General features: G+C 65.6%; 12 protein-coding genes. 7 read left to right on the top strand and 5 right to left on the bottom strand.

Annotation, left to right across the window (positions count from 1 at the left end; translation table 11 throughout):
• The first annotated feature begins 22 nt into the window (after positions 1–22).
• Positions 23–2,665, top strand: coding sequence for an alanine--tRNA ligase (gene alaS, locus QU44_RS02310; protein WP_033919848.1), 2,643 nt, complete (start codon positions 23–25; stop codon positions 2,663–2,665).
• A 19-nt stretch (positions 2,666–2,684) separates the two neighbouring features.
• On the opposite strand, the gene QU44_RS02305 is transcribed toward alaS, so the two are convergent.
• Positions 2,685–4,463 carry a cation:proton antiporter domain-containing protein gene (locus QU44_RS02305; protein WP_033919846.1) on the bottom strand — a complete coding sequence of 593 codons (1,779 nt, stop codon included), beginning with the start codon at positions 4,461–4,463 and terminating at the stop codon, positions 2,685–2,687.
• A gap of 74 nt (positions 4,464–4,537) precedes the next feature.
• Positions 4,538–5,611, bottom strand: a complete 1,074-nt coding sequence (locus QU44_RS02300; protein ID WP_033919845.1) for a PA0069 family radical SAM protein — start codon at positions 5,609–5,611, stop codon at positions 4,538–4,540.
• Between the two features lie 41 nt (positions 5,612–5,652).
• Between QU44_RS02300 and QU44_RS02295 the strand changes: the two genes are divergently transcribed.
• Positions 5,653–6,207, top strand: a complete 555-nt coding sequence (locus QU44_RS02295) for a YbjN domain-containing protein (protein ID WP_156140877.1) — start codon at positions 5,653–5,655, stop codon at positions 6,205–6,207.
• Between the two features lie 4 nt (positions 6,208–6,211).
• Here the strand turns inward: QU44_RS02295 and moaB are convergent, their stop codons facing one another.
• The 3 genes from moaB to QU44_RS02280 are packed head-to-tail and all read right to left on the bottom strand — an operon-like array spanning position 6,212 to position 9,256.
• The gene (moaB, locus tag QU44_RS02290; RefSeq protein WP_052134256.1) at positions 6,212–6,772 is read right to left on the bottom strand and encodes a molybdenum cofactor biosynthesis protein B; all 561 of its coding nucleotides are present in this window, start codon (positions 6,770–6,772) and stop codon (positions 6,212–6,214) included.
• The gene (locus QU44_RS02285; protein WP_052134255.1) at positions 6,726–8,522 is read right to left on the bottom strand and encodes a lytic transglycosylase domain-containing protein; all 1,797 of its coding nucleotides are present in this window, start codon (positions 8,520–8,522) and stop codon (positions 6,726–6,728) included. The genes moaB and QU44_RS02285 overlap by 47 nt, the downstream gene beginning before the upstream one ends.
• Positions 8,519–9,256 carry a uracil-DNA glycosylase family protein gene (locus QU44_RS02280; protein WP_033919844.1) on the bottom strand — a complete coding sequence of 246 codons (738 nt, stop codon included), beginning with the start codon at positions 9,254–9,256 and terminating at the stop codon, positions 8,519–8,521. Before QU44_RS02280 ends, QU44_RS02285 begins: the two co-directional genes overlap by 4 nt.
• 119 nt (positions 9,257–9,375) lie before the next feature.
• Between QU44_RS02280 and QU44_RS02275 the strand changes: the two genes are divergently transcribed.
• From QU44_RS02275 to QU44_RS02255, 5 genes are all read left to right on the top strand, one after another.
• A complete protein-coding gene (locus QU44_RS02275) occupies positions 9,376–11,037 on the top strand; it encodes an electron transfer flavoprotein-ubiquinone oxidoreductase (protein ID WP_033919843.1) in 1,662 nt (553 codons plus the stop codon).
• A gap of 40 nt (positions 11,038–11,077) precedes the next feature.
• Positions 11,078–12,679, top strand: coding sequence for a tetratricopeptide repeat protein (locus tag QU44_RS02270; protein ID WP_033919842.1), 1,602 nt, complete (start codon positions 11,078–11,080; stop codon positions 12,677–12,679).
• Positions 12,680–12,683: 4 nt separating this feature from the next.
• Complete coding sequence (locus tag QU44_RS02265) at positions 12,684–13,550, top strand: 4-(cytidine 5'-diphospho)-2-C-methyl-D-erythritol kinase (protein WP_052134270.1); 867 nt, start codon at positions 12,684–12,686, stop codon at positions 13,548–13,550.
• Between the two features lie 166 nt (positions 13,551–13,716).
• Positions 13,717–14,448 (top strand): enoyl-CoA hydratase/isomerase family protein, encoded by a 732-nt coding sequence (locus QU44_RS02260; RefSeq protein ID WP_033919841.1) that lies wholly within the window; start codon positions 13,717–13,719, stop codon positions 14,446–14,448.
• Entirely contained in the window at positions 14,445–15,179 is a 735-nt protein-coding gene (locus tag QU44_RS02255) for an N-formylglutamate amidohydrolase (protein ID WP_033919840.1), read from the top strand. Before QU44_RS02260 ends, QU44_RS02255 begins: the two co-directional genes overlap by 4 nt.
• Positions 15,180–15,186: the final 7 nt, after the last annotated feature.

Genomic DNA, 15,186 nt, shown 5'->3' with positions numbered 1-15,186 from the left:
GCACCTCGCATAAGCGTCACCCATGACATCGACCAACGACATCCGCCGCTCGTTCCTGGAATATTTTGCGAAGGAGGGGCACGTGCGCGTGCCATCGGCGCCGCTGATCCCGCAAAACGACCCGACGCTGATGTTCGTCAACGCGGGCATGGTGCCGTTCAAGAATGTCTTCACCGGGCTCGAAACCCGGCCTTATGTGACTGCGACATCGAGCCAGAAATGCGTCCGTGCAGGCGGCAAGCATAACGACCTCGACAATGTCGGCTACACCGCCCGGCACCATACCTTCTTCGAAATGCTCGGCAATTTCTCGTTCGGCGATTACTTCAAGGAACAGGCGATCGTCCACGCCTGGACCTTGCTGACGCGCGAATGGGGGCTTTCGCCCGATCGGCTGACCGCGACGGTCTATCACACCGACGATCAGGCGTTCGAATTATGGAAGAAGATCGCAGGCCTGCCTGAGCATCGCATCATCCGTATCGCCACCGCCGATAATTTCTGGGCGATGGGTGAGAACGGGCCGTGCGGGCCGTGCTCCGAAATCTTCTACGATCATGGCGATCATATTCCAGGCGGCCCGCCGGGAAGTCCCGACGAGGATGGCGATCGCTTCGTCGAGATCTGGAACCTGGTGTTCATGCAGCATGTTCAGGAAGCCAATGTCATCGTCAGCGACCTGCCGCGTCCGTCGATCGACACCGGCATGGGGCTCGAGCGAGTCGCCGCAGTGCTGCAGGGTGTCACCGACAATTACGACATCGACACTTTCAAGGCGCTGATCGCCGAATCGAGTGCGCTCACTGGCAGCGCGCCGACGCCGGAGACGCAGGCGAGCCATCGCGTCATCGCCGATCACCTGCGCGCATCGGGCTTCCTGGTCGCTGATGGCGTGCTGCCCGCCAATGAAGGGCGGGGCTATGTGCTTCGCCGGATCATGCGCCGCGCGATGCGGCACGCGCATTTGCTGGGTGCCAAGGATCCGCTGATGCACCGGATGGTCGGCAGCCTGGTCGCCGAAATGGGCGCGGCCTTCCCCGAACTGGTTCGGGCGCAGCCGCTGATCGAGGCGACGTTGCTGCAGGAAGAAACGCGCTTCCGTCAAACCCTGGTCAACGGCCTGCGGCTGCTCGACGAGGCGACCGCCGATATGCCTAGCGGCGCGACGCTCGCGGGCGAAACCGCGTTCAAGCTCTATGACACCTTCGGCTTCCCCTATGACCTGACCGAGGACGCGCTGCGCGCGCAGGGCTTCACCGTTGATCGCGCGGGATTCGACACCGCGATGGCCGAGCAGAAGCGCGCCGCGCGTGCCGCCTGGAAGGGTTCGGGCGAAAAGGCGTCGGACGATCTTTGGTACGACCTCGCCGAAGAACATGGTGCGACCGAATTTATCGGCTATTCGGCCGAAGAAGGCGAAGCCGCCGTCGTCGCGATCATCCGCGACGGCCAGAAGGTCGATCGCGCGGCTGCGGGCGACAGCGTCGAGCTGATCGTCAACCAGACGCCGTTTTATGGCGAAAGCGGCGGGCAGGTCGGCGATGCCGGCAGCATCACCGGCGATGGCATGGCGGCGACGATCACCGACACGCGCAAATATCTGGGCCGCGTGTTCGCGCATCAGGCGACGATCACCGCCGGCGAGATCGCGATCGGCGATGCTGTCCACCTCACCGTCGATCACGCGCGCCGCGCCGCGATCCGCGCCAATCATTCGGCGACGCATCTGCTGCACGAGGCGCTGCGCCAGACGCTGGGCAAGCATGTCGCGCAAAAGGGCAGCATGGTCGCGCCCGAGCGGCTGCGCTTCGACTTTTCGCAGCCGACCGCGATTGATCCGGCGCAACTGGCGGCGGTCGAGGCGGATGTAAACCGCCACATCCGCGCCAACGGCCTGGTCTCGACCCGGCTGATGACCCCTGATGAGGCGATCGCAGAGGGGGCGATGGCGCTGTTCGGCGAGAAATATGGTGACGAGGTTCGCGTCGTGTCGATGGGCACCGACGACGATGGCCACACCTATTCGCTCGAATTGTGTGGCGGCACGCATGTCCGCGCGCTGGGCGATATCGGGGTGCTCAAGCTGGTGGGTGAGGGCGCGGTGTCGTCGGGCATCCGCCGGGTCGAGGCGCTGACTGGTGAGGCGGCGCGCGCCTATCTCAACGCGCGCGACGAGAAATTGCGCGAGGCGGCATCGGTACTCAAGACCACGCCTGATGACGTGCCCGCGCGCGTCGCCGCCTTGGTCGAGGAACGCCGCCGGCTCGAACGCGAACTGGCCGATGCCAAGAAGGCGCTGGCACTAGGCGGCGGCGGCGCGGCTGCGGTCGGGCCGGAGCAGATCGGTTCGGTCAATTTCATCGGCAAGGTGCTCGATGGCCTTGAGGCAAAGGCGCTGCGCGGTGCGGTCGATGAAGAGCGCGCGCGGATAGGCTCTGGGGTGGTCGCGCTGGTCGCGGTGAATGACGGCCGCGCCTCGGTCGCGGTCGGGGTGAGCGACGATCTGGTCGCGAACTTTAGCGCGGTCGATCTGGTGAAAGCTGCGGTCGCGGCATTGGGCGGGCAGGGTGGCGGTGGCCGGCCCGACATGGCGCAGGGCGGCGGGCCTGATGGCGACAAGGGCGTCGAGGCGCTGGCGGCGGTGCGGGGATTGTTGGCGGGTTAGGTCTTTTGGGGGATCAGGATCAATTCTCCACCGCGCGCTCGCCCCGCACTCGCCGGATCCTTGGATCGCGATCGAGCCCCGCAGCCAGCTTGATCTCCTGTCGCATCTCATCGCGCTTTTGGTGGATCGACGCGATCACTGGCCCCACCGCTACGCCGAGATCGACCAGCACCGCTTCGGACAATTGCAGCGAGCTTTCGAGCGCTTCGGGCACCGCATCGGTCGCGCCGGCGCGATATAGCGCGGCAGCATGGGTGGCATCGCGGGCGCGCACGATGATCGGCAGCGCCGGCACCCACCCCCGCACGCGGCGGGTCAGGCGGATGCTCAGCACCGGATCGTCCATCGTGATGATCAGCGCCTTGGCATGGCCAAGGTCGAGCCGATCGACCATGTCGCTGCGCGCGACGTCGCCAAAGCGGACATTATAGCCCTCGATCCGGGCGGCGTTGACGACATCGATGTCGGCCTCGATCGCCATATACGGCTTGTCATGCGCGCGCAGCATGTCGGCAACGGTGCGACCGACCCGGCCAAAGCCGATGATCACCGTGCCTTTTTCATCATCAAGATCGGCGGGCATCGCTTCCTCGCCCATTTGCCGTTCGATCTGGCGGGCGATCAACCGCCCACCCTTGGCCAGCAACGGCGTGATCGTCAGCCCGATCGCGGTGACGGTGGTCCAGAAAGTGGCGGTCGATGGCTGGATCAGCCCGGCGGCGGTGGCGGCGGCAAGCACGATCAGCGTGGTTTCAGAAGGGCTTGCCATCAGCACGCCAGTTTCCGCCGAGGTGCCCGCGCTTGCGCCCGATACCCGCAGCAGCAGGGTCGTCACTACGACCTTCACCAGCATCACTCCGGTGATCGCCGCGAGCAATTCGGGCCAATAGCGCGCGACCATCCTAAGGTCGAGCTGCATCCCGACCGAGATCAGGAACACCCCCAGCGCCAATCCCTTGAACGGCGATATGATCGCTTCGACCTCGCCATGATATTCGGTTTCGGCCACCAGCAGGCCCGCAAGCAGCGCGCCGACGATCGGCGACAGGCCGGCGGCGGCGGTGGCGACGCTGGCGACGATTACCACCAACAGGCTGGCGGCAAGGAACAATTCGGGGCTTTTGGTGCGTGCCGCCTGCGCGAACAGGCGCGGCAGGATGAACCGACCTGCCAGATACAGGATCGCGATGGTGATGCCCCCGGCGATCGCGACTTCGCTCAATCCCTGCAAACCACCGCTGGCAGCGGTCGGTGCGAGCGCGCCCAGCATGAAGATGATCGGGACGAGCGCCACATCCTCGAACAACAGCATGGCGAAGGCGACCCGCCCGACCGGGCTGGTCATCCCGGCGATCGGCAACACCAGCGCGGTCGATGACAGCGCCAGCGCAAGGCCAAGGCCGATCGCACCGCCCCAGGGCTGACCCAGTAGATGCAGCGCGAAGCCGATCAGCAATCCCGACAGCAGCAGTTCGGCGGCGCCGATGCCAAATACGGTGCCGCGCATCGCCCATAGCCGCTTGATCGACAGCTCAAGCCCGATCGAGAACAGCAACAGGATGATGCCGAACTCGGCAAAGGGCGCGATCGCTTCGGGGTCAGAGATACTGACATAATAGAGCCACGGCACCTGGCCGATCATCGATCCGAGCGCGTTGGGGCCGACCAGGATACCGACCAGGATGAAGCCGATCACCGGGCTGATGCGAAATCGCGCGAAGGCTGGGATCACCAACCCGGCCGCGCCGAGGATGACGAGCGCGTCTGAAAGTGCGTTATTCTGGAGATCAAGAGCCATATTGCTATGGTAGTATGCTCCCGTGCGGCTGGTAACCGTAATTCGGATTTATTGATTGGCGGCGATGCTGCGTACTATCCGAACAACTCGCCTTGCGCCCCGGCAGGCGGCCGGAACAAATCGGTGCGAAGGCGGACTCGGTCGCCGTTCAGGCCGTATTTGCGGCAGGCAATCTGGAAACGGGTTCGCAGCAATTCGGCCCACGGCCCCTGACCCTGCATCCGCGAACCAAAATTGGGGTCATTATCGCGCCCGCCACGAAGCGACCGGATCGTCGCCATGACCTTGGCCGCGCGATCGGGAAAATGGGTGTCGAGCCAGGCGCGAAACAGCGGGGCGACTTCATGCGGCAATCGGACGGGCAGAAAAAATGCTGCCTGTGCGCCGGCATCGGCTGCGCGCGCCAGGATATGCTCGATCTCGTGATCGGTGATCGCGGGGATTATCGGCGAGAGCGACACAAAGGTCGGGATGCCAGCCGCCGCCAGCGCGGCGATTGCCTTAAGCCGTTTCTCGGGAGTCGGCGCGCGCGGCTCCAGTGTCATCGCGATTCGGGGATCGAGCGTGGTGATCGACACCATCGCCGCCGCCAGTCCCTGCGCCGCCATCGGTGCCAGCAGGTCGATGTCGCGCATTATCCGATCCGATTTGGTGGTGATCGTCAGCGGATGCCGGGTTGCCGCCAGCACCTCGATACATGCGCGGGTGATCCGCCATTCGCGCTCGATCGGCTGATAGGGATCGGTGTTGGTGCCCAGCGCGATCGGCTTACAGACATAGCCGGGCTTGCAAAGTTCGGCGGCAAGCAGCTCCGCCGCGATCGGCTTGGCGAACAGCCGGGTCTCGAAGTCAATGCCCGGCGACAGATCGTGATAGGCATGGGTCGGGCGCGCGAAGCAATAGATGCAACCATGCTCACAGCCGCGATAGGGGTTGATCGAGCGATCGAACGGGATGTCGGGAGATGTGTTGCGCGCCAGGATCGTGCGCGGCGTTTCGATCGTGACGTTGGTGCGAACCGGCGGGGGTGCCCCGTCGATGCTGTCGCGATTATCGAGCCAGTCGCCATCCTCCTCGCGCGCCGGCAGATTGAACCGTGCGCTTTCGGTGTTCAGCGTGGCACCGCGACTGGCGCGCTTGTGGCTCATGCCCCAGCGTTACCATTCTACACGGAACATATCAAGAACTTGTGGCCGGTCCGCTGCTTGAAAGCGCCTGCGACCATGCTAGAGCCAGGTGCCTTGGCGGGGGAACAAAACTCATGATGTTGGTCGCAACTCTTTTTCTGGCCCTGGCCGGCGCACCCCAGGCAGCCAAGGCACAACCGGTCGATCTCACTGACCCCGCCGTCGTCGCCACCTTGGTCCGCGACCTTGGCTACAAGGCCGAAAGCAAGGTCAACCAGGCCGGTGAGCCCTATATCGCCAGTGCCGCGAACGGATCGTCTTTCACCATCGAGTTTTACGGCTGTGAGGCGGGCAAATGCACATCGATGCAATTCTATGCCTGGTATAAGAAAAAGCCTGAATATACCGAGGCGTTCGTCAATAGCTGGAACACCAGGAAACGGTTTCTGAAGGCCCATATCGACAAGGACGGTGACCTCGCGACCGTCTATGACATCACGTCACTTGGTGGGACGCGCGAATCCTTTGCCGATAGCTTTGACTGGTGGACGGTCATGACCGCCGAGTTGTTCACGGTCATGGGCGACGCCGACCCGGCGAAAAAAATCGCGAGCTAAGGCTTTACCGCTCGAGCAACCTCGGCATCAGCTCGACGAAATTGCACGGCTTGTGCCGACTGTCGAGCTGCTGCGCCAGGATGCCGTCCCAGCCGTCGCGCACCGCGCCGGTCGACCCGGGCAGCGCGAAGATATAGGTGCCGCGCGCCACGCAGGCAGTCGCGCGCGACTGGATGGTCGAGGTGCCGATCTTGGCAAAGCTCAGCCAGCGAAACAATTCGCCAAAGCCTGGGATCAGCTTGTCGGCGACGCGCTCGACCGCTTCGGGGGTGACGTCGCGGCCGGTTACGCCGGTGCCGCCGGTGGTGATGATGCAGTCGATCTCGGGGTCGTCGATCCATGCGTGCAGCCGTGATACGATCGTATTGACTTCGTCGCGAACGATGTCGCGTGCGGCCAGGGCATGGCCGAAATCGGTCAATCGCTGTACCAGCACGTCGCCCGATCGGTCCTCGGCAAGCTGGCGCGTATCGGACACGGTCAGCACCGCGATCCGCACTGGGATCGGCGCGGCGGCGCTATCGGACACGAAGCTTGGCGCTTGCCCCCGGCGCAGTGCGGCCATTCACCGCGCTCTTGCCCGGCATCCCCGGGAAGCGCGGCCACAGCCCCTGCGACAAGGCAGTGCGGCTGGCCGATGCCTTGCCGCCTTGCGCTTCATACATCCAATAGTTCCGCAGCACCGTCATGACGTACCCGCGCGTCTCCCAATAAGGGATCGATTCGATATATAGCAGCGGATCGCCGCCATCGCGCGAGGACAGATTCCACGCCTCAACCGGGGTGGGGCCGGCGTTGTACGCCGCGATGACCTTGGGCAGCAGGCCGCCGGTGGTGGGCATGTCGCGCAGTTTTTCCAGATAGCTTTGCCCGACCTCGATATTGGTCGACGGACGCGACAGCGCCGAACGATCGATTACGATCCCTTTTTTGCGGGCGATGTCAGTGGCGGCTGCCGGCATGATCTGCATCAAGCCATAGGCACCCGCCGGGCTGACGACGGTCGATTGAAAGCGCGATTCCTGCAGGGCGTGGGCATAGACCAGCGACTTGTCGACCCGCCAGCCGCCATCGGGGGTCCAATTGGGGGCGGGATAGCGCGTCGCGACCTGCGGTGCCGATCCGCGCGGGGCATTGTGCGACAGCCAGATCTGCGTTGCGGGCAGGTTGATCGCACCGGCGACGCGCGCGAGCGCTGCGTGTTCGGACGCATCGCTAATCCGCGCCTGATGCCGGACCACGCTGGCGGCGAGAACGTCCTCGTCGATTTCCATCAGCGCTGCGGCAATGCGGACATTGGGGCGACGCTCCAGCGCGGTCCAGTCGGCGCTGGCGGGGCGGGTGGGCACCCGATCGGTCGCCTCGGCAATGCCCAATGCCTGGCGTGCGAGCATGCCATAGAAGGTTTCGTTGAACTGCGCCGCGCTTTGCAGCCGTGCCTGAACCAGATCGGGGCGGGCGGCGGCCATGTCGGCGCGGGCCGCCCAATACAGACCGGCGGCGCGCAGATCGACGTCCTTGGCGCGCTGGGCAACCGCGGTGAAGGCCATTTGCGCGGCGGCAAAGTCGCGCTGCCGCCAGGCGGCGAGGCCCTGGACCCAATCGGCCTGCGGCACCCATTCGCCCGATCCGCGCTGCGCCACGGCGGCGATGCGGCGGGCGGCGGTGTCGTCACCGTTGAGATAGTGGATCCAGGCAACGCGCTGTTGCCATTCGGTCAGGCAATCGGGGCTGAGCCGGTCGGCATATTCGGCCACCAACGCTTCGCCCGCCGCGCCCATATCGTCCTTGATGATCGGCTCCATCCGCCGCGCGAGATCGGCGGCGGCGGCATCGTTGGCGACCGATTTGAGGCGGATACGGTTGGGCGCGCCATCATACCACATCAGCCGCTGTGCGCTGGGCAGCGTCGGCAGCGTCTCGGCACCGCGAATCTTTGCCAGCCGTGCCAGGCTTTCGGCATGGGGGAGCTCGGGGGCTTCGGTCAGCAGCGCTTGCAGCGGCTGTAATTCGACCTTGGGCGAATTCTTTGCGGTGTAGAGCTCGGCGCGGGCAATGGCGTGGAGCGGGCCGGGGCGCATCGCGGCCAATTGCAACCGCGCGTCGTTCCAGCGCTCGGCTCGGATCGCTGTGAAAACCTGGCGATAGGCGGCGCGCTGCGAATCATCGAGTTGCTGCGGGATCGCGCTGGCGGTGGGGCTGGGCGACGCGGTGCTGCCGGCGTCCCGCTTGCTGGGGATGCGATCGTCGTCGGAAGCGTAAGCGGCAGCCGGTGCGGCGACCAGGGCGACTGCGATAACGGCGCGGATACTCACGTGCGCTTTCTCCCAAGCAACAACTGCCAATCTTTCCAGGCCTCCCGTTTGTGTGCCGGGCTGCTCAGCAGAAACCGGGGATGCACGCTGGAGATCGCCTGGAACATGGCCTGTCGGTGCTTAATGTCATGAAAAGATGCACGTGCGTTAGCGCGCTCTGTCCCAAGGAACGCACGGCTCGCCGATTGCGACAGCAAAAGCACCGTTTTGGTGCCCGCCAGCGCGGCGAGATGGTGCGCCCGTGCGACCAATGCCGGCTCGTCATCGACCGGGATCGACTGTGCCAGCGGTGCGGCGAGGCATAAGCTGGTCAAATACACGTCCTCACGGCTTCGCCCGATCGCGGCGAGCATCCGGTCGAGCAGCCGCGATTCGGCGTCGAGCAGCAAGCGATCGCCGGTGGGGTAATCGAGCATCACCATCAATTCGGACGATGGATCGCCTTCGCCCATGACAATCGGCGCATTCCAGCGCGCTTCGGGCCAGCGCGCTTCGGGCGCGCCTTTGTCCGCCCGCCAGGCCAGAAACGCCGCCAGCGTATCGGGAAACGGGGCCTCTACCGTGGCAGCCGGCGAATCAGCGGCCGCAGGAGCAGTGGCGGGCGCAGGCCGGATCGGGGCGGCGAACCAGTCGCGTACATGGTCTTCAACAAGCACATCGATCCCGGCATCGGCCCACCATTCGAGCGCGCTTGCCGTAGTCGCATGCCAATCGTTGTGTTGGTCCGCCTCCATACCCACCTACTCGATGGCAGCTTGACGTTTAGGTCAATCTGCGTGAACCGAATTTCTGCCAGGGCGGTGCCTTGGCCCGACGACCGGGTAGCGGTCAACGCTGCCGATTGGAGACTGGGATGAGTGAACGCGAGTCGATGCCCTATGATGTCGTGATTGTCGGTGCCGGTCCTGCGGGACTTTCGGCGGCGATCCGGCTCAAACAGCTCGCGAACGAGGGCGGCAGCGAACTATCGGTATGCGTGCTCGAAAAAGGCTCCGAGGTCGGCGCGCATATTTTGTCGGGTGCGGTGATCGATCCCAAGGCGCTCGACGAATTGCTTCCCGAATGGCGTGAGATGGGCTGTCCGCTGGCGCAGACCCCGGTGACCGAAAATCATCACTGGGTGCTGTCGAAAAAGGGCAAGCAGACGCTTCCCGAATTCGCGCTGCCGCCGATCATGCACAATGATGGCTGCTACACCGGATCGCTGGCCAGCCTTTGCCGCTGGCTTGCCGAACAGGCCGAAGGGCTTGGCGTCGAAATCTTCCCCGGCTTCGCTGCCGCCGAAGTGCTGTTCAACGAAGACGGATCGGTAAAGGGCGTCGCCACCGGCGATATGGGCATAGCTAAGGACGGCACGCGCAAACCCGATTGGCAGCCCGGACTCGAACTCCACGCGCGCTACACTTTCTTTGCCGAGGGTGTGCGCGGGCATTTGTCGAAGGAGCTGATGCGGCTGTTCGACCTGCGTAAGGATTGCGATCCGCAGGTTTATGGCCTGGGCGTCAAGGAATTATGGGACATCGCGCCGGGCAAGCATGTGCCGGGCCGGGTCATCCACACCCAGGGCTGGCCGCTCAGCGAGACCCAGGGGTCGAACGGTGGCGGCTTCCTGTATCATCAGGCCAATGGCCAGGTGTCGCTGGGCTTTGTCACCTGGCTCAACTATTCCAACCCGCATCTATCGCCGTTCAGCGAGATGCAGCGGTGGAAGACTCACCCCGAAATCGCGGCGATCCTAGAGGGCGGCAAGCGCGTGTCCTATGGCGCGCGGGCGATTAACGATGGCGGGTTCCAGTCGGTGCCAAAGCTCATCTTCCCCGGCGGCGCGCTGATCGGCTGTTCGGCTGGGTTCGTGAACGTGCCCCGGATCAAGGGCACCCACACCGCGATGAAAACCGGCATGATGGCCGCTGAAGCAGCGCTCGAGGCGATCGCCGCCGATCGCCGCGCCGACGAGCTGACTGCTTATGCCAGTGCTTATGAAGGAAGCTGGGTGCGCGAGGAGCTTCGCCGCGTCCGCAATGTCGTGCCCTTGGTGAAGAAGCATGGCGACCTGATCGGGTCGGGGCTGGCCGGCGTGCATATGTGGGCCGAGCATTTGGGCCTGAAGATGCCCGGCACGATGCATCACCATCCCGATCACGACAGCCTGTGGCGCAAGGAAGACGTGCCGGCGATTGACTATCCCAAGCCCGACGGCGTGCTGACCTTCGATCGCCTGTCGTCGGTGTTCCTGTCGAACACCAATCATGAGGAGGACCAGCCGGTCCATCTGACGCTGAAGAACCCCGACGTGCCGATCGCGCACAACCTGCCCTTGTATGACGAGCCGGCACAGCGTTATTGTCCCGCCGGTGTGTACGAAGTGGTGGGCCAGGAGACGGGCGATCCGAAGTTTGTCATCAACGCCCAGAACTGTGTCCACTGCAAGACATGCGACATCAAAGACCCTACTCAGAATATCAACTGGGTGGTGCCTGAAGGCGGCGGAGGGCCGAATTATCCCAATATGTAGGCATGGCATCATCGGTGGTGCGGTCCTGACCGGCGCGGCAATGCTCGCCGCGCTGGCCGTGCCTCCGGCGGTCGCAGCCAGCGACCCGCCGACCGGCGCCAGCCTTGCCGCCTATGTTCGTGCCCGCGCCGCCGCTGCTGACGGTGCCGCCGATATTGCCGCGCGTGGCTATGCCATCGCGCTGGCCGCTGATCCTGGCAACGAAGTCATCGCCATCCGCGCGTTTCGTGAGGGTATGGCGGTGGGCGACATCGATCTGGCGCGCCGCGCGCTGTCGGTGCTCGAACGATCAAAGGTCGCCCCCGCCGATACCGTGATGCTCCGCTATGCCGATCGAGTCCGCGCCCGCGATTGGGCAGGCGCCCGCGCCGCTGCGGTCGAGGTGTCGCAAGGGCCGCTCGATTTCGTCGGGCCGGTGCTGCTTGCCTGGGTCGCGTTTGAAGAGGGTGCAGCCGATCCCGCCGCCGAACTGGTGCCGAGCGAAGCCAACATCATCGCCCGCCGCTATGCCGCCGAAAACCGCGCGCTGCTATTGATCGCGCAGGGGCAATATGCCGTAGCCGCCGACGCGCTGAGCACCCTGCTCGGCAATGACCAGGCCAGCCTCGACCTGCGGCTGAACGCGGCGGCGCTGTTTCATGGCAAGCGGCAGGGGAAGCTGGCGCGCGAACTGCTCGCCGGCAGCGATCCGGTGCTGGTGGCGCAGCGCGAGCGGCTGGGGCGCGGGGTCAAGGCGGGTGCTGCCTTCGGTGCGTCGCGGCTGTTCACCCGGCTGGCCGCTGATCTTGGGCGCGAGGAAGCGTCGCCGCTGTCGATTCTGCTCAGCCGTACCGCCTTGTTGCTCGATCCAGCCGACGATCGCGCCCGGTTGCTGCTCGCCGATACGCTGTCGCAGCAGCGATCGGGCACCCGCGCCCTGACGCTGCTCGATATGATTTCGCCCAAAAGCCCGTTTGCCGGCGTGGCAAAGAGCGCGCGGGTAACGGTGCTGACGCGCATGGAGGATGCGACCGGCGCGCTGGCCGTGGCCAAAGGGCTTGCACAGGCACCCGGCGCAACTGCCGAAGCGGCGCAGGCCTATGGCGACCTGCTGATCGAACAAAACCAGTTTGCCGATGCCGCCGCAGCCTATGCGCTGGCGATGACGCGCGCGGGCGACGGTGCCGATTGGGTGCTCAACCTGCAACGCGGCGGCGCGCTCGAACAGGCTGGGCGCTGGGACGAGGCGCTGCCCTTTCTTCGCCGCGCGGTCGAGCTTGCGCCACAAGAGCCGGTGGCGCTGAATTACCTTGGCTATGCTCAGGTCGAACGCGGCGAAAACCTGGCCGAGGGACAGGCGCTGCTCGAACAGGCAAGCGCGATGCGGCCCGATGACCCCTCGATCACCGATTCGCTCGGCTGGGCCTATGTTCAGCGCGGGCAATGGGACAAGGGGCTGCCGCTGCTCGAACAGGCAGCTGCCGCCGAACCTGCCGATGTCACGATCAACGAGCATCTGGGCGATGCCTATTGGCGCACGGGGCGGCGATATGAGGCGCGCTATGCCTGGCGCGCCGCTGCGGTCCAGGCCGAGGGCGACGATGCCAAGCGGCTGGCGGCCAAGCTCGCCGATGGGCTCGCCCCGGCAACCGCAGCGCGTTGATCTGATGATCGTCGAACCGGCACCCGCCAAGCTGAACCTGGCGCTGCACGTGCGCGCGCGGCGGCCCGATGGCTATCATGAGCTGGAGACGTTGTTCGCCTTCGTCGCCGATGGCGATGTGGTGACGATCGAGCCCGCCGGCGCGCCGGGGCTCACCCTGACTGGGCCGTTTGCCGCCGGGCTGTCGGGCGAGGGCGACAATCTGGTGCTGCGCGCCGAGCGGCTGTTTCGCGCGCGCGTCGCCAATGGCGCGCCGGTCGCGATCCTGCTCGACAAGCGACTGCCGGTGGCGTCGGGCATTGGCGGCGGATCGGCCGATGCGGCGGCGACGCTGCGCGCGCTGGCACGGCTTGCGGCGGTGCCGATCGATGATCCGCGTCTGGTGGATTGTGCCGAGGCGCTGGGATCGGACGTGCCTGCCTGTCTGCTCGGCCGAACGGCGCTCGGGCGCGGGCGCGGCGAAGTTTTGCTGCCGCTCGACGGGCTGGCATCGCTGCCGGCATTGCTGGTCAATCCGGGCGTTGCGGTATCGACTGCGGCGGTGTTCGCGCGCTGGGACGGGATTGATCACGGGCCGATCGGCGCTGGCGATCCGCTGGCAGCCGCACTCGCCGGACGCAATGATCTGGAGCCACCGGCGCTCGCATTGGCCCCTGAAATTGCCGATGTCCTCGCATTGCTACAGGCGCAGCCCGGCGTGACGCTGGCGCGGATGTCGGGATCGGGGGCCACCTGCTTTGCGCTGTTCGACAGCGCCGCCAACCGCGCCGCTGCCGCCCAGGCGGTTCGTCGTGCCCATTCATGGTGGTGTCTCGAAACGGCACTGGCGGGAAGGCAGGGCTTGTCCCACGGCGACTCGCTGGCGGCGTGAGCGGCGGGTATCAGCCTGTTAACCGGTTGGCGCATATCGTGCCGCTCGCCGGACAAGCGGATCCTACGCCGGGAGCGTATCGTTCGCTAACGGCCTGCGCCTCACGGCCACGCCGTGGGAAAGCGGAGGGGCGGTGCGCGCGAGCGTGCCGCCTCGACGTTCCCATATGATCGCGCTGTCGATCACCGACCACATTGCGGTGCTTACGCTGAACCGTCCTGCCGCACGCAATGCCATGCGAATCGCCGATTGGGATGACTTGGCCGCCGCCATCCGCGATCTTTCGCCGGTAGTCCGCGCACTGGTGCTGCATGGCGGCGACAGTTTCTGCGCGGGAGCCGATCTTCGCGAACTCGAAACCCTTCGCGACGACCCCGCGATGCGTCCGCGTTTTCGCCTCGCGATGGCGTCGGCGATCGAGGGGCTGGCGGCATGCCCGGTGCCGGTGATCGCGGCGATCGGCGGCGGCTGCTATGGTGCCGGCGTCGCGCTGGCGATTGCCGCCGATATGCGGATCGCATCGCCCGATGCAGTGTTCGCCACCACCCCGGCCCGGCTGGGGATCGGCTACCCCGCCACCGATGTCGCCAGGCTTGCCCAACGGGTAGGACAGGGCAATGCCGCGCGGATGCTGTTCGCAGCGCAACCGATCGCTGCCGCCGAAGCGCTCAGGATCGGCCTGGTCGAGCAGCTTGCCGACGATCCGCTCGCCGCCGCGCAAAGCCTTTGCCGAACCATCGCCGCCAACGCCCCAGCCGCCGTGCGCTTGCTCAAGCGCGTGCTCCGCCATCCCGCCGATCCGGGGCATGATGCGGCGTTCGACGCCCGCTTCGGCACCGCCGCCTTTGCCGAAGGGCTCGCGGCGTTCGCGAGGAAACGAAAGCCCGATTTCCCATGAGCCATCCCCCGGTCGCGATCGTCGAGGGCAGCAGCGACATCATGCTGCTGTGCGACCATGCCTCCGCCACCGTGCCTGATGGCGTCGATCTGGGCATCGAGCCCGCGTTGCTTGCCAAGCACATCGCCGTCGACATCGGCGCGGCGGCATTGACCGAGGCATTGGCTGTCCGGCTTGCGGCGCCTGCATTGTCGGGCACCGTGTCGCGGCTGGTGATCGACCTGCACCGCGAACCCGATCACCCGGCCTTGGTGCCCGTGATCAGCGATGGGTATGCGGTGCCCGGCAATGTCGGAGTCGACCGCTTCGATCGGATCGCGCGCTTCCATGCGCCCTATCATGCGGCATTGTCGCGCGAGATCACCGCGCGCCGCCCCCGCTTGCTGGTGGCGATCCACAGCTTCACCCGCCAGCTCGAAGCCGGCGGCGATCCGCGTGCGATGGCGGCGGGCATCCTCTATAATCGCGACGACCGCGCCGCGCGGGTGCTGCTGGCGGAACTTCGCGCGGCGGGGATCGAAACCGGCGACAACGCGCCCTATTCGGGCCGCGCGCTGAACGCGACGCTCAACCGGCATGGCGAGGGTAGGGGAATCGCCTGTGTCTCGATCGAAGTATGTAACGATCGGATCGCCGATGCCGCCGGGGTGCGGCGCTGGTGCGATCTGCTGGCACCGATGATCGAAAAGGCACGTAACAGTCTTGCGTTCGGGGCCGCCCCTACGCAATAGGCTTGCG

It is taken from the genome of Sphingomonas sp. 37zxx (genome assembly GCF_000786205.1).
Taxonomy (GTDB): domain Bacteria; phylum Pseudomonadota; class Alphaproteobacteria; order Sphingomonadales; family Sphingomonadaceae; genus Sphingomonas.
This window is presented reverse-complemented; position numbering and strand designations above follow the sequence as displayed.

Bases quoted from the DNA above. Each gene is read 5' to 3' on its own strand.
- QU44_RS02280 (WP_033919844.1), bottom strand. From the start codon at position 9,256: ATGGAGGCGGACCAACACAACGATTGGCATGCGACTACGGCAAGCGCG.
- QU44_RS02260 (WP_033919841.1), top strand. From the start codon at position 13,717: ATGATCGCGCTGTCGATCACCGACCACATTGCGGTGCTTACGCTGAAC.
- alaS (WP_033919848.1), top strand. From the start codon at position 23: ATGACATCGACCAACGACATCCGCCGCTCGTTCCTGGAATATTTTGCG.
- QU44_RS02255 (WP_033919840.1), top strand. From the start codon at position 14,445: ATGAGCCATCCCCCGGTCGCGATCGTCGAGGGCAGCAGCGACATCATG.
- QU44_RS02270 (WP_033919842.1), top strand. From the start codon at position 11,078: ATGCTCGCCGCGCTGGCCGTGCCTCCGGCGGTCGCAGCCAGCGACCCG.
- QU44_RS02305 (WP_033919846.1), bottom strand. From the start codon at position 4,463: ATGGCTCTTGATCTCCAGAATAACGCACTTTCAGACGCGCTCGTCATC.
- QU44_RS02275 (WP_033919843.1), top strand. From the start codon at position 9,376: ATGAGTGAACGCGAGTCGATGCCCTATGATGTCGTGATTGTCGGTGCC.
- moaB (WP_052134256.1), bottom strand. From the start codon at position 6,772: ATGGCCGCACTGCGCCGGGGGCAAGCGCCAAGCTTCGTGTCCGATAGC.
- QU44_RS02265 (WP_052134270.1), top strand. From the start codon at position 12,684: ATGATCGTCGAACCGGCACCCGCCAAGCTGAACCTGGCGCTGCACGTG.
- QU44_RS02300 (WP_033919845.1), bottom strand. From the start codon at position 5,611: ATGAGCCACAAGCGCGCCAGTCGCGGTGCCACGCTGAACACCGAAAGC.